Source organism: Roseateles sp. YR242 (assembly GCF_900109745.1).
Classification (GTDB): domain Bacteria; phylum Pseudomonadota; class Gammaproteobacteria; order Burkholderiales; family Burkholderiaceae_C; genus Roseateles.
Genome location: NZ_FOAV01000017.1, coordinates 80562 through 100801 on the forward strand (window position 1 = coordinate 80562; position 20240 = coordinate 100801).

Annotated in this window: 14 protein-coding genes and 1 rRNA gene; 6 read left to right on the forward strand and 9 right to left on the reverse strand. The window is 66.4% G+C overall.

All coding sequences use genetic code 11. The annotated features are described in order from the left end of the window. Positions 1–6 precede the first annotated feature (6 nt). A complete protein-coding gene (gene lipA, locus BMY53_RS22800) occupies positions 7–1005 on the forward strand; it encodes a lipoyl synthase (RefSeq protein WP_092949025.1) in 999 nt (332 codons plus the stop codon). Between the two features lie 38 nt (positions 1006–1043). Here the strand turns inward: lipA and BMY53_RS22805 are convergent, their stop codons facing one another. The 8 genes from BMY53_RS22805 to BMY53_RS22840 form a co-directional block, all read right to left on the reverse strand. Continuing rightward, on the reverse strand, positions 1044–2468 hold the full coding sequence (locus BMY53_RS22805) for an efflux transporter outer membrane subunit (RefSeq protein WP_255370340.1): 1425 nt from the start codon (positions 2466–2468) through the stop codon (positions 1044–1046). A gap of 194 nt (positions 2469–2662) precedes the next feature. Beyond that, on the reverse strand, positions 2663–5812 hold the full coding sequence (locus BMY53_RS22810) for a multidrug efflux RND transporter permease subunit (protein WP_092949027.1): 3150 nt from the start codon (positions 5810–5812) through the stop codon (positions 2663–2665). Beyond that, positions 5809–9054 carry an efflux RND transporter permease subunit gene (locus tag BMY53_RS22815; RefSeq protein WP_092949057.1) on the reverse strand — a complete coding sequence of 1082 codons (3246 nt, stop codon included), beginning with the start codon at positions 9052–9054 and terminating at the stop codon, positions 5809–5811. The genes BMY53_RS22810 and BMY53_RS22815 overlap by 4 nt, the downstream gene beginning before the upstream one ends. Positions 9055–9082: 28 nt before the next feature. Then, positions 9083–10651: an MdtA/MuxA family multidrug efflux RND transporter periplasmic adaptor subunit gene (locus tag BMY53_RS22820; RefSeq protein WP_404947905.1), complete on the reverse strand. Its 1569-nt coding sequence runs from the start codon at positions 10649–10651 to the stop codon at positions 9083–9085. Between the two features lie 456 nt (positions 10652–11107). Continuing rightward, the gene (locus BMY53_RS22825; RefSeq protein WP_092949029.1) at positions 11108–11620 is read right to left on the reverse strand and encodes a TlpA family protein disulfide reductase; all 513 of its coding nucleotides are present in this window, start codon (positions 11618–11620) and stop codon (positions 11108–11110) included. Positions 11621–11720: 100 nt separating this feature from the next. Beyond that, a complete protein-coding gene (locus BMY53_RS22830) occupies positions 11721–12905 on the reverse strand; it encodes a sensor histidine kinase family protein (RefSeq protein ID WP_143074196.1) in 1185 nt (394 codons plus the stop codon). 195 nt (positions 12906–13100) lie between these two features. After that, positions 13101–13919: an alpha/beta fold hydrolase gene (locus tag BMY53_RS22835; RefSeq protein WP_255370341.1), complete on the reverse strand. Its 819-nt coding sequence runs from the start codon at positions 13917–13919 to the stop codon at positions 13101–13103. Next, complete coding sequence (locus tag BMY53_RS22840) at positions 13912–15144, reverse strand: CaiB/BaiF CoA transferase family protein (RefSeq protein ID WP_092949035.1); 1233 nt, start codon at positions 15142–15144, stop codon at positions 13912–13914. The genes BMY53_RS22835 and BMY53_RS22840 overlap by 8 nt, the downstream gene beginning before the upstream one ends. 222 nt (positions 15145–15366) lie before the next feature. Here BMY53_RS22840 and BMY53_RS22845 point away from each other — a divergent pair, with 222 nt between their 5' ends. The 3 genes from BMY53_RS22845 to BMY53_RS22855 all read left to right on the forward strand — a co-directional run bounded on the left by BMY53_RS22845 (position 15367) and on the right by BMY53_RS22855 (position 16727). After that, positions 15367–15882, forward strand: coding sequence for a hypothetical protein (locus BMY53_RS22845; protein WP_092949037.1), 516 nt, complete (start codon positions 15367–15369; stop codon positions 15880–15882). Positions 15883–16050: 168 nt separating this feature from the next. Continuing rightward, positions 16051–16461, forward strand: a complete 411-nt coding sequence (locus tag BMY53_RS22850; RefSeq protein WP_255370342.1) for a PTS sugar transporter subunit IIA — start codon at positions 16051–16053, stop codon at positions 16459–16461. After that, on the forward strand, positions 16458–16727 hold the full coding sequence (locus BMY53_RS22855) for an HPr family phosphocarrier protein (protein ID WP_092949039.1): 270 nt from the start codon (positions 16458–16460) through the stop codon (positions 16725–16727). The genes BMY53_RS22850 and BMY53_RS22855 overlap by 4 nt, the downstream gene beginning before the upstream one ends. Positions 16728–16730: 3 nt before the next feature. Here BMY53_RS22855 and BMY53_RS22860 read toward each other — a convergent pair whose 3' ends face one another. Next, a complete protein-coding gene (locus tag BMY53_RS22860) occupies positions 16731–17576 on the reverse strand; it encodes a GNAT family N-acetyltransferase (RefSeq protein ID WP_092949041.1) in 846 nt (281 codons plus the stop codon). A gap of 158 nt (positions 17577–17734) precedes the next feature. Here BMY53_RS22860 and ptsP point away from each other — a divergent pair, with 158 nt between their 5' ends. Together ptsP and BMY53_RS22870 are read left to right on the forward strand one after the other, a co-directional pair. Continuing rightward, positions 17735–19507: a phosphoenolpyruvate--protein phosphotransferase gene (gene ptsP / locus BMY53_RS22865; protein ID WP_092949043.1), complete on the forward strand. Its 1773-nt coding sequence runs from the start codon at positions 17735–17737 to the stop codon at positions 19505–19507. Between the two features lie 666 nt (positions 19508–20173). Next, positions 20174–20240 (forward strand): 16S ribosomal RNA (locus BMY53_RS22870); the annotation flags it as partial.

A 20240-nucleotide genomic window follows, 5' to 3' on the forward strand; every position in this document is an offset into this window, starting at 1 on the left:
CCTGCCATGGCAACCGAGAACATCACGCACGAAGCAAAAAGCGCGGCCGACTATGACGCGTCCGCCAAGCAAAAGGCCCAGGCCAAGACGGCACGGATCCCCATCAAGATCGTGCCGGCTGAACAATTGAAGAAGCCGGACTGGATCCGGGTGAAGGCGGGCTCGCCCACCACCCGGTTCTACGAGATCAAGCAGATCCTGCGCGAGCACAAGCTGCACACGGTCTGCGAGGAAGCGTCCTGCCCCAACATCGGGGAATGCTTCGGCAAGGGCACGGCCACGTTCATGATCATGGGCGACAAATGCACCCGTCGCTGCCCGTTCTGCGATGTGGGCCACGGCCGGCCGGATCCCCTGGATGTGGATGAGCCGCTGAACCTGGCCAAGACCATCGCGGCGCTGAAGCTCAGCTACGTGGTGATCACCAGCGTGGACCGCGACGACCTGCGCGACGGCGGCGCCGGCCACTTCGCCGAATGCATTCGCAAGGTGCGGGAGCTGAGCCCGCGTACCCAGATCGAGGTGCTGGTGCCGGACTTCCGCGGCCGCATGGACCGCGCGCTGGACATCCTGCGTGCCGCCCCGCCGGACGTGATGAACCACAACCTGGAAACCGCCCCCCGTCTGTACAAGGAAGCGCGCCCCGGGTCCGACTACCAGTTCAGTCTCAACCTGCTCAAGCGCTTCAAGGAAGAAGTGCCGCATGTGCCGACCAAGAGCGGCATCATGGTGGGCCTGGGTGAGACGGATGAAGAGATCCTGCAGGTGATGCGGGACATGCGCGAGCACAACATCGACATGCTGACCGTCGGCCAGTATCTCGCCCCCTCCGGGCACCACCTGCCCGTGCGGCGGTATGTGCACCCGGACACCTTCAAGATGCTGGAAGAAGAAGCCTACAAGATGGGCTTCACCCACGCCGCTGTCGGCGCCATGGTGCGCAGCAGCTATCACGCCGACCAGCAGGCGCATGCGGCGCTGGAAAAGATCGAGAAGACTGCCTGATCAGACCGGCAGTCGGCTCCCGCGAACCACGGTGGGGCTCAGGCCGGGCTCCACCGCCCCGCGATGTTCTTCAACAGAAGATTCACCGCTGCAAGCTGCCGGTTCCGGACAGATAACAAGGACGCTTCGGTGGTGAACGCACTGTTCTGCGCCGTGGTCACCTCCAGGAAGCTGACCGTGCCCGCACGGTATTGATCCGTCACCAGCGCCAGGTTGCGCTGGGCGGCGTCCAGCGCCTCCTGCTGCAACTGCGCCTCACGGTCCAGGCGGTCAGCCAGGATGAGGTTGTCTTCCACTTCCTGCATGGCCGTGAGCACCGCCTGGCGATAGGTGGCCGCCGCAGCGTCCGCACTGGCGCGCGCCTGAGCGCTGGCGAGCTTGTGCTGACCGTTGTCAAAGATCGAGAGCGCCAGCGACGGGCCCAGTGACCAGAATAGATTGGGCGCGCTGACCAGGTTGGACAGGCTGCTGCTGCGGTAGCCCCCGCTGGCCGACAAGGACAAGGTGGGGAAGAAGGCCGCATCGGCCACGCCGATTTGCGCATAGGCCGCCACCACACGGCGCTGTGCCGCCGCAATGTCCGGGCGGCGCTCCAGCAACTGTGAAGGCACCATGCGTGGCACTGCCGGTGGCTGCGGCAAGGCGGCGCTCGCGTCCAGCTTCAGCGCTGACGGCGGCAGGCCCAGCAACACGGCGATGGCATGCTCCAGCTGGGCACGCGTGGCCTGGGTCTCGAGCAACTGCGCCTGCGCCGAACGTAGCTGGGTCTGCGCCTGCAGCACGTCGCTGCGGGCCGCCACACCGCCCTGATAACGCACCTGCGTCAGGGCCAGGAAACGCTCATAGGCCTTCACGCTGCGGTCGTACAGTTCTTCCTGGGCCTCGGCGGTTCGCAGCGAAAAATAGCTCTGTGCCAGCGTGGTCTGTGCCGAGAGGCGGGCTGCCGCCAGGTCGTCCGCCGTGGCCTGCAAGATGGCCTGCGCGCCCTCACTGGCCAGCCGCAACCGCCCCCAGAGGTCCGCCTCCCAACTGGCGCTCAACGACAGCTGGGCACTGTTGGTGGGGCCACGGCTGATGGAGCCTTCACTGACGTTGCCGTCCGGGCTGGCACTGCGGGTGCCACTGAAGCCGGCCGAGAGCGTCGGGAACATCGCCGAGCTGCTGGCGTCCACCGCCGCACGCGCGCTGGCCACCTGTGCAATCGAGGACTTCAGGTTTTCGTTGCCAATGACCAGGCGGGCCTGCAGGTCGTTGAGCACCGGATCCTGGAACAAGGTCCACCAGGCCTCGGGCACGCTGTCGGCCGTGCCCGGCTGGGCGCGTTGCCACAGGTCGGTTTCCTTGTACGCCGCCGGTGCGCTCACCGGTGGCGGTGGCTCCTTGCGGGTGATGGCGCAACCGGACAGGCCCGCTGTCAGCAGCGCCGCGAGCATGGGCACCACGACGGGCACAAGAGCGGGCACAAGAGCGGGCCTCCGAGCAGCGCGCCTCGGCACTGCGCACGCCAAGGCGCGGGAGGTCGTCGCGGCGCCGGGGGCACGGGAGGGCTCGGCGGCGCTTGCAGAAGGGGCCGACGAGGTGGAACGGACAGCGCGGACAGACATGGGGGCCTTGGACAGATGAGGCAGCCTGGAATGGGGTCGGGTCGTCATGGATCTCAGCCCTGGAGGGACGGAGCCGCAGGCGGCTCGGGTTGCAGCGGGGTGGCGGGCGGCGCGTGGCGACGTGCGCGACGCCGCAGGACCTTCTGGCGCAGGCGCTCCATCAGCACAAACACCACCGGCGTGGTGTAGAGCGTGAGCAGTTGGCTCAGGATCAGGCCGCCCACGATGGCAATGCCCAGCGGTTGGCGCAGCTCGGCACCATCCCCGGACCCGACCGCCAGCGGCACCGCACCGAAGATGGCGGCAAAGGTGGTCATGAGGATGGGCCGCAGGCGCAGCTTGGCGGCGCGGAAGATGGCCGCGCCCGCCGAGAGGTGTGCCGTGCTGCGCTGCCGGGCAATGGCGAAGTCGATCATCATGATCGCGTTCTTCTTCACGATGCCGATGAGCAGGATCACGCCGATCAGGGCAATGATGGAGAACTCGGTGTTGAACATCATCAGCGCCAGCAAGGCCCCCACACCCGCCGAGGGCAAGGTGGAGAGGATGGTGACCGGATGCACCAGGCTCTCATACAACATGCCCAGCACCAGGTAGATGGCAATGATGGCCGCACCGATGAGCAGCGGCTGCGACTTCAGCGCGTCCTGGAATGCGTTGGCCGTGCCGGCAAAGGTGCCGCGCAGCGAGACCGGCACACCCAGCTCCGCCATCGCGTTGGTGATGGCCTCCGTGGCCTGCGAGAGCGACACGCCCGGCGGCAGGTTGAAGCTGATGGTGGACGCCGGCGCACCCCCCTGGTGGTTGACCGACAGCGGCGTGTTGGTGGTCTCCACCCGCGTGAAGGCGGACAGGGGCACCTGCGCACCACTGGTGCTGGTGACATAAAGCTTCTTCAGCGTTTCCGGCCCCGTGAGGTAGGCCGGCGCCAGCTCCATCACCACCCGGTACTGGTTGAGCGGGTTGTAGATGACGCCCACCTGCTTCTGGCTGAACCCGTTGCTGAGGGTGGTGTCGATGGTGCTGACGGAGATGCCCAGCCGCGCCGCCGCATCGCGGTCAATCACCAGCGAGGTCTGGATGCCCTTGTCCTGCTGGTCGGTGTTGACGTCGGTGAGCTCGGGCAGTTGGGACAAGGCATTGCGCACGCGCGGTTCCCAGGTGCGCAGCACCTCCAGGTCGTCGGCCTGCAGCGTGAACTGGTATTGCGAGTTGGACTGCCGCCCGCCGATGCGGATGTCCTGCACCGGCACCAGGAAGAGATTGGCCCCGGGCTCGTGCGCCATCTTGTCCCGCAGGCGGTTCACCACACCATCGGCGGAGATCTTGCGTTCAGACAGCGGCTTGAGCGTGATGTAGAAGTTGGCTGAGTTGCCGCCGGAGGTGTTGCCGTTGACGTTCTCGACCGCCGGGTCGGACAGGATGATGTCCATGAAGCGGTCCACCCGGGCCCGCATCATGCCGAAGGAGCTGCCCTGGTCGGCCTGCACACCACCGATGAGCACGCCGGTGTCCTGCTGCGGGAAGAAGGTCTTGGGGATGGCGCCATAGAGATAGACGTTGACGGCCACCACGGCCACCAGCGAGGCCAGCGCCACGGGCTGATGGCGCAACGTCCACATCAGGCTGCGCCGGTAGCCGCGCGCGAGACCGCGATTGAAACGGCCCGCCCAGCGCGCCATCCAGCCCTGGCGGCCCCGACGGGCCAAGGGCACGGGCTCGTCACGACGGCGCAGCACCCGGGAGGCCATCATGGGCGTGGTGGTGAGCGAGACCACCATGGACACCAGGATGGACGCCGACAGCACCACCGCGAACTCGCGAAACAGCCGGCCCACCACGCCGCCCATCAGCAGGATGGGAATGAACACCGCCACCAGCGACAGGCTGATGGAGATGACGGTGAAGCCGATTTCCTTGGCCCCTTTCAGGGCCGCCTCGCGCGGTGCGTAGCCCTGCTCGATGTAGCGGGAGATGTTTTCCAGCACCACGATGGCGTCATCCACCACGAATCCGGTGGCCACCGTGAGTGCCATGGCCGAGAGGTTGTCCAGGCTGTAGCCGAACAAATACATGATGCCGAAAGTGCCGGCCAGCGAGACCGGCACCGCCACCGCCGGCAGCAGGGTGGCCCGCCAGCTGCGCAGGAACAGCAGCACCACCAGGATCACCAGGCCGACGGAAACCGCCATGGCGCGCTCCACCTCTTCCAGCGAGGCGCGGATGGTCGGCGTGCGGTCACTGATGACCTTGAGCTCGATGGACGGCGAGATCGACGCTTGCAGGTGCGGGATCAGCTCGCGGATGCGGGCCACCGTCTCGATGATGTTGGCCCCCGGTTCCTTCTGGATGAACAGCAGGATGGCGGGCTGCTTGTTGGAGGCGCCGTAGTTGCGCACGTCCTGCACCGAATCCTGCACCTCTCCCACATCGCTCAGGCGCAGCGCCGCGCCATTGCGATAGGAGAGCACCACCGGCGCGTATTCCGCCGCCGTGCGGGCCTGGTCGTTGGCACCGATCTGCCAGTAGCGGCCACCGCCTTCCACCGCCCCCTTGGGGCGGTTGGCATTGGTGTTGCTGATGGCGGTGCGCACGGTGTCCAGTGCAATGCCGTTGGCCGCGAGCTTGTCCGGGTTGAGTTCCACCCGGACGGCCGGCAGGGCGCCGCCGCCCACGTTGACCTGGCCCACGCCTTCGACCTGCGCGAGCCGCTGGGCCAGCACGGTGGAGGCGGCGTCATACATCTGGCCCCGGCTCAGCGTCTGGGAGGTGAGCGCCATGATCATGATGGGCGCGTCAGCCGGGTTGACCTTGCGGTAGGTCGGGTTGCTGGGCATGCCGGTGGGCAACAGCGAACGGGCGGCGTTGATGGCCGCCTGCACGTCACGCGCCGCACCGTTGATGTCCCGGCTGAGGTCGAACTGCAGGACGATGTTGGCCGAACCCTGGGACGAGCGCGAGGTGATCTCGGTCACGCCCGCGATGCTGCCCAGCGCCCGCTCCAGCGGCGTGGACACGGTGGCAGCCATGGTGTCCGGGCTGGCACCCGGCAATGAGGCCGAGACCGAGATGGTGGGGAAGTCCACCTGGGGCAGCGGCGCTATGGGCAGCAACTGGAAGCCCAGGATGCCCGCCAGTGCAATGCCGATGGTGATCAGCGTGGTGGCGACCGGCCGGGCAATGAACGGCGCTGAAATGTTCATGCGGCCACCTTGCGCGCGCGGCGCTCCCGCCAGCGTTGCGCCAGGCTGGCGAAGCCGAGGTAGATGACCGGCGTGGTGAACAGCGTCAGCAACTGGCTCACGATCAGCCCGCCCACCATGGTGACGCCCAGCGGATGGCGCAGCTCATGGCCGACGCCGGTGCCGATCATCATCGGCAAGGCGCCGAGCAGCGCCGCCATGGTCGTCATCAGGATGGGGCGGAAGCGCAGCAGCGAGGCCCGGTGAATGGCTTCCCGCGGCGACAGGCCCTGTTCGCGCTCGGCCTCCAGCGCGAAGTCGATCATCATGATCGCGTTCTTCTTCACGATGCCGATGAGCAGCACGATGCCGATGATGGCAATGATGCCCAGGTCCAGCCCGCCCAGCAGCAAGGCCAGCAGGGCCCCCACGCCGGCCGAGGGCAGGGTGGAGAGGATGGTCACCGGGTGGATGTAGCTCTCATAGAGCACACCCAGCACGATGTACATGGTCACCACTGCCGCCAGGATCAGGAACAGGGTGCTGGAGAGCGAGTTGCTGAAGGCTTCCGCGGCACCCTGGAAGCTGGTTTCGACGCTGACCGGCAACTCCAGCTGCGCCTGCTCGGCCTTGATGGCCTTGACCGCATCGCCCAGCGCCACGCCCGGGGGCAGGTTGAAGGAGATGGTGGCCGCCGGGAACTGGGCCACGTGGTTGATGGCCAGTGCCGCCGGCTTCTCGATGATCTGCGCCACCGAGCTCAGCGGCACCTGCACCGAAGTCGTGGTCGAGATGCCGTTGACGGTGTTGGTGGTGCTGCCCGGGACATACAGCCCCTCCAGCGCGCGCGGGCCGGTGCGGAACTCGGGGCTGGCCTCCAGCACCACGCGGTACTGGCTGGACTGGGTATAGATGGTGGAGATCAGCCGCTGGCCGAAGGCGTTGTAGAGCGCCGTGTCGATCGCCGCCACGGTGACCCCCAGCCGGCCCGCCGCCTCGCGGTCGATCTGCACCCAGGCCTGCAGGCCCTGGTTCTGCAGGTCGCTGGCGACGTCGGCGAGTTGCGGCAGGGTCTTGAGCCGGGCCATCAACGCGTCGTTGGCCTGGGCCAGGTCGTTGGAATCCGGGGAACTGATCAGGAATTGGTACTGGGTCTTGGAGACCCGGTCCTCGATGGTCAGATCCTGCACCGGCTGCAGGTAGGCGGTGATGCCCGGCACATGTTGGTTGGCCTCGGTCAGCCGGGCGATCACCTCCGTGGCGGCGCTGTGGCGCTGCGCAAAGGGCTTGAGCGTGATCTGCATCCGCCCGGTGTTGAGCGAGGTGTTGGAGCCGTCCACCCCGATGAAGGAGGTGATGTGGTCCACATCCGGATCCTTCAGGAAGGCCTCGGCCAGGCGGCGCTGGCGCTCGCCCATGGCGTCGAAGGAGGTGCTCTGCGTGGCCTCGGTGATCACCTGCAGCAGGCCGGTGTCCTGGACCGGGAAGAAGCCCTTGGGCACCACCACATACAGCAGCGCCGTCAGCGCAAGCGTGGCGGCGAAACCCAGCAGCGTCAGCGCCGGACGGTCCAGCACCCAGTCCAGACCACGGCCGTAGGCATGGATCAGGCGGTCAAAGCGCTCGGCGCTCCAGGTGCCCAGGCGCGAATGCTTTTGCTGGCGCTCCGGCTTGAGCAGGCGCGCACTCATCATCGGGGTGAGCGTGAGCGAGACAAAGGCGGAGATCAGGATGGCCACCGCCAGGGTGATGGCGAACTCATGGAAGAGGCGGCCCACCACGTCGCCCATGAAGAGCAGCGGGATCAGCACGGCGATCAGCGACACCGTCAGCGAGATGATGGTGAAGCCGATCTGCTTGGACCCCTTGAAGGCGGCCTCCATCGGGGAGTCCCCCTCCTCCACGAAGCGGGCGATGTTCTCGATCATCACGATGGCGTCATCCACCACGAACCCGGTGGAGATGGTCAGTGCCATCAAGGTGAGGTTGTTGATGGAAAAACCTGCCATGTACATGACACCGAAGGTGCCCACCAGCGAGAGCGGCACCGCCACGCTGGGGATGAGCGTGGCACTGGCGCTGCGCAGGAACAGGAAGATCACCATCACCACCAGCACGATGGCCAGCAGCAGTTCGAACTGGGTGTCGTCCACCGAGGCGCGGATGGTGGTGGTGCGGTCGGCCAGGACCTGCACGTCCACAGAGGCGGGCAGCGTGGCCTGCAGCTTGGGCAGCAGTTCCTTGACCCGGTCCACCGTCTGGATGACGTTGGCCCCCGGCTGGCGCTGGACGTTGAGGATCACGCCCTGGGCCAGGGAGCGGCCGGTCTTGGTGCCCTTGTTGGCGTCCTGCTTGGTGTCCTGCCTGGTGTCACCAGTCCCCTTGGGGCAGTCGGCCGCCGCGGCTGCGGGGTCATTGGACGCGCCGCAAGGCACATCCGCCCAGGCGGCCAGGCGGAGGTTCTCCGCGTCGTCCACGATCTCGGCCACGTCCCGCAGGCGCAGCGGGTTGCCGTTCTTCCAGGCAATGATCAGGTCCTGGTATTGCGCGGCGGAGCGCAACTGATCGTTGGCGTCGATGGTGGAGGCGCGCTGGGAACCGTCGAAGCTGCCCTTGGCCTGGTTGACGTTGGCGGCGGCAATGGCGCTGCGCACGTCGTCCAGCGACAGCCCGAGGGCGGCCAGTGTGCTGGGGTTGGCCTGGATGCGCACGGCCGGGCGGCGGCCGCCGGCGATGCTGACCAGGCCCACGCCGTCCACCTGCGAGAGCTTCGGCGCCAGCCGGTTCTCCACCAGGTCATGCACCTTGATGACCGGCAGGGAGGGGGAGGTGATGGCAATGGTCAGCACCGGCGCGTCAGCCGGATTGACCTTGCTGTAGACCGGCGGCATGGGCAGGTCGCTCGGCAGCAGGTTGCTGCCGGCGTTGATGGCGGCCTGCACCTCCTGCTCGGCCACATCCAGCGACAGGCCCAGCGAGAAGCGCAGGGTGATGACCGAGGCACCGCCGGAACTGGCGGAGGTCATCTGGCTGAGGCCGGGCATCTGGCCGAACTGCCGCTCCAGCGGCGCGGTGACGGTGGTGGAGATGACATCCGGGCTGGCACCCGGGTAGAGCGTGGTGACCTGGATGGTGGGGTAATCCACCTCCGGCAGGGCCGACAGCGGCAGCAGCCGGTAGGCCAGCAGGCCCGCCAGCAGGATCGCCAGCATCAGCAGCGAGGTGGCCACCGGCCGTTCGATAAAGGGACGTGACGGGTTCATCGCCGCAGTTTCCGGTTCGATGCGTGGATCACTGGCCGCCCGAGGCGCCCTGGCCAGGCTGGCCACCCGGGCCCGCCTGACGCTTGGCCCGGCGTTCCGCGATCCATGCTTCCCGCTCCGCGGGGCTCATCTTCATGACCTTCTCCGCCACCTCGGGGGGCAGGCGATCCAGCCAGGCCGGACGATCACCGTCGGCTTGCGCCGAGGGGCTTGAAGCGTGGCCTGACGCAGCGCCGCCCGGCGCGCTGGCGCCACGTTGGCGACGCGGCGCGGCATTGGCACCGGCTCGCTGTTTCGGGTCGGCGGCGATAACCTCCACCTTGGCACCTTCACGCAGGCGGTCCACGCCGTCGATCACCACACGCTCACCCGGCTTGACCGGGCCATCGATGGCCATCCAGTCGCCATCCACCGAGCCGGGCTGCACCACGCGGGTAACGACGCTGTTGTCTTCTCCCACTACATAGACATAGAAGCCCTGGGCACCGCGCAGTACGGCGGCGGCAGGCACGGCCATCTGGTCGTGCAGGGTGGCCAGTTGCAGGCGCACGCTGACCGACTGGTTGGGATAGAGCGCGTCGTCGTCGTTGGGGAAGAGCGCCTTGAGCTTGATGGTGTCGGTGGTCAGGTCAATGGCGTTGTCCGCCGTCGCCAGCTTGCCGGTGGCCAGGCGGGTCTTGCCGTCCCGGCTCCAGGCCTCCACGGTCATGGGCGCCAGGCCCTGGGTGCCCTTGAGGCTGGCGGTGATCTGCGGCAGCAGCCCGGAGGGGACGGCGAAGGTCAGGGCAATGGGGCGGGTCTGGGTGATGCTGACCACGCCGTTGGTGTCGCTGGTCTGCACCACGTTGCCGATGTCGACCTGCTTGAGGCCGACCCGGCCGCTGATGGGCGCCAGCACGCGGGCGTAAGTGACTTGCAGGCGGGCGCTGTCCACGGCGGCCTGGTCGGCCTTGACGGTGCCCTCCAACTGGCGGACGGTGGCTTCCTGGGTGTCGAGGGTCTGCTTGGCCAGTGCGTCCTTGGCCACCAGATCCTTGTAGCGGGTGAAGTCGGTGCGGGCGTTGTCCAGCGTGGCCTTGTCTCGGGCGAGCGTACCTTCGGCTTGCGCCAGCGCGGCCTGGAAGGCGCGCGGGTCGATCTGCGCCAGGGCCTGGCCGGCCTTGACCTGCTGGCCTTCCTTGAAAAGCAGGGTCTGCAGCACGCCGCTCACCTGGGCCCGGACCACGGCGGTGTTGGAGGCGGTGATGGTGCCGATGGCGGAGGCGGTCTGGCGGATGTCCTGCAGCCGGACCTGGGCCACGGAAACGGGCTGGACCCGGTTGGCGGCAAAGCGGCGATTGCCGCCGGCACCACCGGGGCCACCCGCGCCGGGGCCCCCCTGGCCACCTTGACCGCCCGGGCCACCCGGGCCACCCGCGGCACTGGCCGCGTTGGGTGCGCCCGCACTGCCATTGGCCTCACGCCCCTTCCACCACCACCAGCCCCCTGCTGCTGCAGCCAGCACGACCAGCGCAAGAATCCAGGGAGCGGCTTTGCCGGCCTGGGCCGATGGCGCCTGAACCGACGGTGCCGGGAGGACCGCAGGCCGGTGCCGCACAGGGCGGCGGGAAGCAACGAAAGAAGCTGTCGACGAGGAGGAGAGCTGATTTGTTTTCATGCGGGCCGGCGAATGGTCCTGGGGCAGACGAGGCATGCGGTCAGGGCGGCTCGTCAGCCCGTACCGCTGGAGAAGCGGGGGCAGGCGATGCGGCCGCCATGGCGAATGCAACAGCGAATGCGATAACTGCAATGAGAGGAGGTATTGCCGCTGGCTCACCCAAGGTTCCCGCAAGGGGCAACTCGGACTGGCTGGACACCTGTGTACACCCTAGTATCGGGCGGCGGCGCCCTGGTGTCCCTGACGAAAAGAATCGCAAAGGGGTGGGCTTCCCCGAAGTCACGCCATGCCGGAAGTCATGTCAACGTGCTTTGCGCGGGACTCCGCGCACGGTGTGCGGGGGCCTGGTACACGATTCGGCGGACGGTCGCTGTGGCGTCCCCGACCTCGTTGTGTTCAACCTTCAGCCAGCAGCTTCTCGATGGTGGCGTGCAGGGCGGCGAAATCGGGTTCGCCGACAAAGCGCTTGACGATCTCGCCGCGCTTGTTGATCAGGAAGGTGGTGGGGGTCAACTGCACTTTGCCAAAGCTCTTGGCAATCTCGCCGGTGCTGTCCATGGCCACATTGAAGGGCAACTGGCGCGTCTCGGCGAAGTTGGAGACATACGCGGGCGGGTCGTAGCTCATGGCCACGGCCAGGGTGTCGAAGCCCTTGTCCTTGTACTTCTGGTGCGTGGCCACCACCTGCGGCATCTCGTGGACACAGGTGGTGCAGGAGGTGGCCCAGAAATTGACCAGCATCACCTTGCCGGCCCAGGCCTGGTTGGATTCGTGCTTGGAGCCGTCCAGCAGCACGTACTGGACCTGCGGCGCGGTGTCACGCGACAGCAGGCCCTCATAGGCCAAGCCGGCGCCTACACCGACGGCGGCAACCAGCAGCACAAGTCCAGTCCATCGAGGCAGCTTCATGCGGGGGAGTGTAGGCCAGCTGATGAGGGGCTTCCAAGGGCTGCGTCAATGTCCCGGCGGCGCGCTCGGACTGGGGCGAACTGCCGACCGATCGGGGTGCTCAGATCGCCTTGGACAGCTCAAACAGCAGCACGGACGGCAGCGCATCTCCCAGGTTGGCGCGCGAGATGCGCGCCAGACGGTCCGGCGTGGCGGTGGAGAGCTGGGTCTGCTGCTCGCCGTCCCGCACTTCGATGAAGCTGAAGCTGGGCACCTCGGCGGTGATGTCGGCGTGCAGGCGGTCAAAGTCCGGCCCGTGCAGTCCGTGTTCGAAGGCGATGCCGTGCGGCAGCCCGTCCTCGCAGAACGCCAGGGCCTCGTCCATGGAACCCACGGCGTCAATGATCAGACCCATGTGGCGGATCGCCTCCTGGATCTGCTGACGCAGCTCCTTGCGTGGGGAGACGATCAGCAGGTGGCAGCCGGCCAGGGGCTTGGAGTTGTGGGAGGGCAGCACCTCGTCGCGTTCCTGCAGGGGCGGCGCTGGTGACGGGGCCGGTATCGGCGTGGGGGCAGGCTGCAGGCGCGGATCGTCGTCGTTGACGATGTGCGGAAACTCCAGCGTCAGCAGGGTGATGCCGGCCTCGTCTTCCCGCAGCGGCAGCGCCCCGATGGTCAGGGCCGTCTGCTCGATCAGCCGCCAGGTGAGGGAATTGAGCGCTTCGGGCGTGTCCGAGAGCGCCACCGTCGGCGCACTGCCCAGGTCCAGGGAGCGGTGCGCGAAACGGCAGACCAGCCGGGCCTTGGTGGGCCAGGGTGTCAGGTCCAGGCGCATTTCCAGCGAGGAGTGCGTGTTGGTCAAGGCCCAGTCCATCACCGCATTCAGCAAGGAGAACAGCAGCGAGCCGTCCGTCATGATCTCGATGGGCTGCAACAACTGCCGCACCTGGATGCCCCGCGCCTGGGTTTCACGGCTGCGCTGGGTGAGCACCCCACGCAGCACCTGGGTGAGGTGCACACGCTCGCGTGACAGACGCAGGCGGCCGGAAGCCAGCCTGGACAACTGCTGGGTGACCATGCCCGCTTCCCGGGCCTGGACCACGGCCTCGCGCAGGGCGCGCAGGCCCTGGCGGTCGATCTGCCCGGTACTGATCAGTTCCTGAATGCGTTCCAGCGCGCCGCTGAGGGGCCCGGCAATCTCGGCGCCGAGCTGCTGGACGATCTCCCCCCATTGGGAATCACTCAACCGGGGCGCCATGTCATTGGCGGCGGCATTCCCTGCTGGTGTGGGGGGCGGGGTCGGCATGGCTTCTCGTTCTGTGATTTTTGCCGCGAATCGAACGCCGCGGTCGGGAGGTCGCCATGGTTCCGACGGGTCCCAATAGCGTCCATCCCCCGAGTTGGGGGACTTTTCGAACCAATTGTTACATCGTGAAATGCCTCACGAATTGGCGGGGTAGCCGGGCGTCTGGCGACCCGCTGGTTCAAGGGGGTGAGGGCCTCAGCGGGGGGGCTCGGGCTTGGCCGCCTGGGCGTTGGCCAGCGGCAAGAGGATGTCCAGCAGCGCCGGGGCGGCGGAGATCATGCCGTCGTGGCCGGTCGGGATCTCGTGCAGCACCCAGCCCGCTTGCTCCCGGACCCGCTTGCGGGAGGCGGCTATGGTGAGCAGGGCAGGACGGTTGCAGTCGATGAAGCAACGTGGGAGCGTGGCCCAGGCCTGGGCATCGAACTGGAGCGGGCTGTCGTAGACACCGCCGGGCTGCGGGCGCTGGCGGCGCTCCACCCAGGCGAAATCCGCTTCGTTCAGCCCCATGCCCTGAGGCGGCGAGGGAGGCAGGTGGCCATGCTCGCGGATCATCGCGCGGCGCTGGGCCTGGGTTTCCTCGGTGTGGCCGCTGGACCAGCATTCGCCTGGCAAGGGGACCACGGCGTCCAGATAAACGAGCTGGGCGATGCGGTCCCGCCGCTGATCCGCAACACCGGTGATCACCATGCCGCTGTAGCTGTGGCCGACCAGCACCACCCGCTGCAACTCCTCGCAGTCGATGACGGCCAGCACGTCATCGATGTGGGTCTGGAGGGTGATGCCGTCCTGGGGTTGGTGGGCGCGTTCCCCGGTGCCGCTGAGGCTGACGGTGAACACCCGGTGGCCGGCGGCACGCAGCGGCGCCAGTACTCGCTGCCAGACCCAGGCGCCACCCCAGGCGCCGTGGACGAGCACGATGGCGGCGCCGCTCATGGCTGCACCCGCCCGGGCCGCGTGGCAGGTGCCGCAGGGGCGGCGGGTGGGTGCGGCACAGGCCGGTGGGTCATCATGCAATCACTCCTTGTTGGCGCCAGGCGGCGATGTCGGCGGGCCCGTGGCCCAGTTCGGCCAGGATGGCGTCGGTATGTTGTCCGAGCAGCGGAGGGGGCAAACGGTAGGCCACCGGGGTGGCGGAGAGCTTCATGGGGCTGGCCACCACCCGGAGTCGATCCGTCAGCGGGTGTTCCATGGGCACCACCATCTGGCGATGCTGCACCTGCGGGTCGTCGAAGACCTCCGCCAGGTTGTTGATGGCACCCCCTGGCACCTTGGCGTCTTCCATGGCGTCCAGCCAGTGCTGACGCGGCTGCGTGGCAATCCGCCCTGCCAGCATCGGAACGAGGGTCTCGCGGTGGCGCACCCGCTGGGCATTGGTGGCAAAGCGCGGGTCCTGGGCCCACGCGGGTTCACCGAGGATCTCGCAGAACCGGGTGAATTGCTTGTCGTTGCCCACGGCCACGATCAGGTGGCCGTCCGCCGCATGGAAGGTCTGGTACGGCACGATGTTCTGGTGCGCATTGCCCATGCGCCCCGGCGTCTGGCCGGTACACAGATAGTTGGCGCCGAGGTTCGCCAGCATGGCGACCTGCGTGTCCAGCAAGGCCATGTCAATGACCTGACCTTCACCGGTGGCGTCCCGATGGCGCAGTGCGGCCAGGATGGCGACGGTGGCGTACATGCCGGTGAACAGGTCTGCCACGGCCACGCCCACCTTTTGCGGGCCCCCGCCGGGCAGGGCGTCGCGTTCCCCCGTGACGCTCATCAGGCCGCCCAGGCCCTGGACGGCATAGTCATATCCCGCCCGGTCGCTATAAGGGCCGCTCTGGCCGAAACCGGTCACGGAGCAGAACACCAGGCGAGGGTTCAGGGCGCGCAGGGCCGGGGCGTCCAGGCCGTAGCGGGTCAGATCGCCCACCTTGTAGTTTTCCAGCAGGACGTCCGCCTGAAGGGCCAACTCACGGATGAGCGCCTGGCCTTGCGGGCTGGCGATGTCGATGGCGATGGAGCGCTTGTTGCGATTCGCGCCTAGATAGTAGGCGGCTTCGGAAGTGTCCGCCCCCTCGGCGTCCCGAAGGTAGGGCGGGCCCCAACTGCGGGTGTCGTCGCCGCCCGGATGTCCGGCCTGGCGGGGGCGCTCCACCTTGATGACGTCGGCGCCAAGGTCCGCGAGTGTCTGGCTGCACCAGGGGCCCGCCAGCACGCGGGAGAGATCCAGGACGCGGACCCCCTGCAGGGCCATGGGGGCGGCCCGGGCTGCAGAGGGGGACAAGGCAGAAGTGTCAGGAGAGTCAGAAGAGGGCATGGAGGTGGCTTCACTCATCGGCTGATTCTCGTATGGCCGGCGGCCCGGCGCACCCACCCGCGCCACTGGTGGGATCCCGCCGTGGAGAGGCTGCGGACGGGTCACCATAATGGGTGGATGTGCAAACAATCTTTGGGTGGATGGGCTTGGGTGCGCCGAATGGCGGCGTTCCTGGCCCTGCCGGCGGGTGCCCTCCTGATGGCGGGATGCTCCCCGGCACTCAATTGGCGCGAGGTCAGCCCCGAAGGGGCGGCCGTGCGGCTGATGTTCCCCTGCAAACCCGCCCATGAAGACCGGATGCAGCAAGGGCCGGAAGGCCGAAGGCTGACGGTGCGCAGCTTCAGTTGCAAGGCGCAAGGAAGTCAGTTTGCGCTCACCTGGGTGGATCTGGGAACGACGAAGGAGGTGCCGGCCGCCTTGCGACGCCTGCACGACCAGTGGGCCCAGGTGTTGGAGCCTGGGGCTTCGGCGCCGCTGGCGATCGCCGGCATGACAGCGGATCCGGCAGCGGGCCAGCTGCGCTGGGAAGCCCGGAACGGGGCGCCCGGCCAGGCCGTGCGGCAGGCTGTTTTTGCCCGAGGGCCTCGGGTCTATCAACTTCTGCTACAGGGTGAGCGGGTGGATGACGAAGCCTGGGATGTGTTTCTGGGGTCCGTGGTGTTGGGATCGGACTGAGGCGTCGGCGACGCCGGCCGGGGCGCGGGCGACAGGCGTCTGGCATGTGCCGGGCTCGCCTGCTTGGCATGTAGATGGCTTGTAGATGGCATATGCCCGGCATGCGGTCGTCAGGCACATTTGCCGGGTTACGCGCCCGACTTTGCGGCACCGCACGATAATGCGCTCATGTCCGGCTTGCTCCTGATCGCCCACGCCCCGCTCGCGTCTGCCTTGAAAGAGGTGGCGGAGCACACCTTCCCCCACTGCTCGCTGCAACTCAGCGTGCTGGATGTCACCCCGGAAATGGGCGCGGACGAAGTGGAATTGAAGGCGCGCGCGCTGATCCAGGCCTCCGGACATGTGCAGACCCTGGTGCTGACTGACGTCTACGGCGCCACACCCACCAACGCGGCACTGCGTCTGCAGGGCGAACAGGTCAAGGTGCTGGCGGGCGTGAATGTCCCTATGCTCTGGCGTTCTCTTTGTTATGCCGGAGAAAGCCTGGACGCGCTCATGCAACGCGCCAGCCAGGGTGGCATGCAAGGCATCGTGTACGAACAGCCGACCAACTTTCCGCCCGAACGTTCCTGCTCATGATCAAGTCCACGCTCACCATCAGCAACAAGCTGGGGCTGCATGCCCGCGCCTCGGCCAAATTGACCAAGCTGGCCGGGGGGTACAAGTCTGAAGTGTTCCTGAGCCGCAACGGCCGCCGGGTGAATGCCAAGAGCATCATGGGTGTGATGATGCTGGCCGCCGGGATTGGCGCCGAAGTGGCGCTGGAGACGGAAGGCGAGGACGAACAGGCCGCTCACGACGCCATCACGGCGCTGGTGAACGACAAGTTTGGCGAGGGGCAGTAAGCCTCAGGCGCCCAGGAAGTGCCGGCGATAACGCGCCGGCAGATCCGCGATGCGCATCATCATGGGCAGATCCGCCGTGTTGAAGTCGGGGTCCCAGGCCGGGCGGCCCAACACACGGGCGCCACAGCGCAGGTAACCCTTGATCAGCGGCGGCGGCTCCACCGCGAGATCCTGGCGCAGTTCATCCACCGGCAGCGGCAGGCGGGGGCGTACCTGCCATTCGATGTCGGCCATGTGCTGCACTTCCAGCTGCTTCCAGATGCTGGCGGCGTAATGCCCGCCGTCGCGCATGCTGATGCTGGCGCAGCCAATCATGGTGTCCAGGTCATTGCGCACCATGAACTCGGTGAGGGCGCCCCACAGGGCCATGATGGCACCACCGTTGCGGTGGTCCGGGTGCACGCAGGAACGGCCCAGTTCCACCATGCGGGGGCGCAACGCGCGCAACCGGGTGAGATCGAATTCCGTCTCGGTATACAGACCACCGGCGCGGCGGGCTGCTTCCGGGGTCAGGACGCGATACGTGCCGATCACCTCGCCAGGCTGTTGATCGGCGTCCAGCAGGCGCACCAGCAGGTGCTCGCAAAAGGGGTCGAAGATGTCCACGTCGTGGCCGGCGGGCGCCGAGGCGGGGACGCTCAGGCGCGCACCCATCTCGTCCACGAAGACCCGGTACCTCAGGCGCTGGGCATGGCGGACTTCTTCTTCCGACCGCGCCCAGCCCACATGGAAGCGAGCGCGCGGAGCGTCGACAACGTTCCCTTGCGATGCAAGTGGAAGTGACCTCCGGGACGCCTCGGAGGGGCGCAAATCAGAGAAGGGCAGGGTAGGCAGCGGCAGATCCCTCATGGCATGGCCTCCTTCGGATGGGATGCCGGGATGCTGAGCGACCAGGGTGACTTGTCAGTGACCGACCCGTGAACGAATGGTGACATCGAGGCCCCTGCGGACACTGCCAGTGACCGGATCGGCATGAGGGAGTCCAGGGGCGCTGCTACAGTCGGCGCATGAGCTTCCAGGTCTTCGGCATTCCTGTGTCGCGTGGCGTGGCCATCGGCCGCGCAGTGCTGGTCGCGTCCAGCCGCGTTGACGTCGCGCACTACTTCGTCCCCACCGCGGAGGTGGACAGTGAATATGCGCGCCTGCTGCAGGCGCGCGACGCCGTGACCCGTGAACTGCAGGACCTGAAGGCCGACCTGCCGGCAGACGCCCCCCACGAGCTGGACGCGCTGCTGGATGTGCACCTGCTGCTGCTCAACGATGAAGCCTTGGTGGATGCCGCCAGGCAATGGATCGCCGAGCGGCACTACAACGCGGAGTGGGCACTGTCGGCGCAGCTGGAGGTTCTGGCCCGCCAGTTTGACGAGATGGAGGACGACTACCTCCGGGAGCGCAAGGCCGACCTGGAGCAGGTGGTCGAGCGTGTCCTGTCGGCGTTGGGGCACGGACAGAACAAGGGCGGCGCCGGTGCTGCGGTGGTGGTGGCCAGGGACTTCGCTGGCGAGGACCCCCTGCTGCTGGTGGCTGCCGATATCGCGCCTGCCGACATGATTCAGTTCAAGCGCAGCGTCTTCCAGGGTTTCATCACCGACATCGGCGGCAAGACCTCGCATACCGCCATCGTGGCGCGCAGCATGGATATCCCGGCGGTGGTGGGAACGCGTGAGGCCTCCCGACTGATCCGTCAGGACGACTGGGTCATCATCGACGGGGATGCCGGCACGGTCATCGTCAATCCTTCCCCCATCGTGCTGGAGGAATATCGCTTCCGGCAGCGTCAGTCCGAATTGGAACGGGCACGCCTGGCAAGGCTGCGCCATACCCCTGCCATCACTCTGGATGGGCAGCGTATTGAATTGCACGCGAATATTGAATTGCCTGGCGACGCCGTGGCGGCGCTGGACGCCGGGGCGACCGGCGTGGGTTTGTTCCGCAGTGAGTTCCTCTTCATGAACCGCGAGGGGGAGTTACCCAGCGAGGACGAGCAGTTCGAGGCTTATCGGGCTGCGGTGGAAGCCATGCGGGGTATGCCGGTCACTATTCGCACGGTGGACGTGGGGGCGGACAAGCCGCTGGACCGGATGAGCGTCAATGAGCTCCGACATGAACATGTGCTCAACCCGTCCATGGGCCTTCGGGCGATCCGCTGGAGTCTGGCGGAACCCAGTATGTTCCGCCAGCAGCTGCGCGCTATATATAGGGCGAGTGCCTTTGGCCATGTGAAGCTGCTGGTGCCCATGGTGGCGCACTTGAGCGAAATCAAGCAGGTTCAGGAAGCCATCCGGCGGGTCAAGCAGCAGCTGGACGACGCCGGGCAGCCGTATGGCCTGGTGGAACTGGGGGTGATGGTGGAAGTGCCGGCCGCGGCGCTGATGCTGCCCATGCTGCTGCGCCATGTGGACTTCATCTCCATAGGGACCAACGATCTGATCCAGTACACGCTGGCGATCGACCGTGCCGATGAGGCGGTGGCTCATCTGTATGACCCCTGGCATCCGGCGGTGCTGCAGCTCCTGTCTTCTTCCATCGCCCAGGCCAGGGCGGCCGGCAAGGGCGTGAGTGTGTGCGGCGAAATGGCCGGGGACGCACTTTTTACCGATCTGCTGCTGGGCATGGGGCTGAACTGCTTCTCCATGCATCCGTCGCAGATCCCATCCGTCAAGCAGCGTGTGCTGCGTGCGGATACGCAGCGACTGGCTGCGGCCATCCCCCGCATCATGGAGAGCGAAGAACCCGGCCGCGTAGCGGTAGAACTTCTGGCTGCGCAACGGCTGCACTGAGCTGCTTATCAGCCCGGCCGCGCTGCGGCGGGCCTTCGGCCAGCACCAGGCGGGGCGTTCAGCGGTAAGTCACGCGGCGCGGATTACGTCCTCCGTGTGAAATTTTCCGGCCGGGCTTGTGCTCCCCAAAAAATGCATGCTAGACTCGCGGTCTTCGCTGATCAAAACAAGTTTTTAAACGACTTTGAGCAGCGTCACCCACCCCGGACATATTGTCTTGGTGAGTGACTGGAAAGCTGATTAGGGAAGTGAAAAGCAACCTGAAAAGCAAACTGGTTTGAGTTTGAAATCTGAAAAGAAAACAAATTCAAATCGGGCCAGCAAAACCGGTATATACTAGCGGTCTTGATGGTGGCGGGAAGAGTTATCTGGCTGATAAAACTCTCGCAGACAGCGTAAAAAATAATTTGCACTGACTGCTTGACGAAATCAAAAAGAATGATTCATAATCTCGCTTCTGCGCTGCTGACGACGTCAACAAAACGACGACAGCAAGTGCAACGAAGATAGCGAAAGCTGCTTCGATGATCTTTAAAAATTTACAGCCAATAAGCGTGGGCGTTTGGACGGATGCAACCTGAGAAGGTTAAATCTAACAACGCTCACGGAAGAAAGAATGAAGCTATGAAAATAGTCTTTGTTCAATTCCGTTGAGTAATCAAGATCGAACTGTAGAGTTTGATCCTGGCTCAGATTGAACGCTGGCGGCATGCCTTACACATGCAAGTCGAAC

Coding starts and splice junctions, on each gene's coding strand:
- lipA (WP_092949025.1), top strand. CDS start 7: ATGGCAACCGAGAACATCACGCACGAAGCAAAAAGCGCGGCCGACTAT.
- BMY53_RS22810 (WP_092949027.1), bottom strand. CDS start 5,812: ATGAACATTTCAGCGCCGTTCATTGCCCGGCCGGTCGCCACCACGCTG.
- BMY53_RS22815 (WP_092949057.1), bottom strand. CDS start 9,054: ATGAACCCGTCACGTCCCTTTATCGAACGGCCGGTGGCCACCTCGCTG.
- BMY53_RS22825 (WP_092949029.1), bottom strand. CDS start 11,620: ATGAAGCTGCCTCGATGGACTGGACTTGTGCTGCTGGTTGCCGCCGTC.
- BMY53_RS22830 (WP_143074196.1), bottom strand. CDS start 12,905: ATGCCGACCCCGCCCCCCACACCAGCAGGGAATGCCGCCGCCAATGAC.
- BMY53_RS22840 (WP_092949035.1), bottom strand. CDS start 15,144: ATGGCCCTGCAGGGGGTCCGCGTCCTGGATCTCTCCCGCGTGCTGGCG.
- BMY53_RS22845 (WP_092949037.1), top strand. CDS start 15,367: ATGGCGGCGTTCCTGGCCCTGCCGGCGGGTGCCCTCCTGATGGCGGGA.
- BMY53_RS22850 (WP_255370342.1), top strand. CDS start 16,051: ATGTCCGGCTTGCTCCTGATCGCCCACGCCCCGCTCGCGTCTGCCTTG.
- BMY53_RS22855 (WP_092949039.1), top strand. CDS start 16,458: ATGATCAAGTCCACGCTCACCATCAGCAACAAGCTGGGGCTGCATGCC.
- BMY53_RS22860 (WP_092949041.1), bottom strand. CDS start 17,576: ATGAGGGATCTGCCGCTGCCTACCCTGCCCTTCTCTGATTTGCGCCCC.
- ptsP (WP_092949043.1), top strand. CDS start 17,735: ATGAGCTTCCAGGTCTTCGGCATTCCTGTGTCGCGTGGCGTGGCCATC.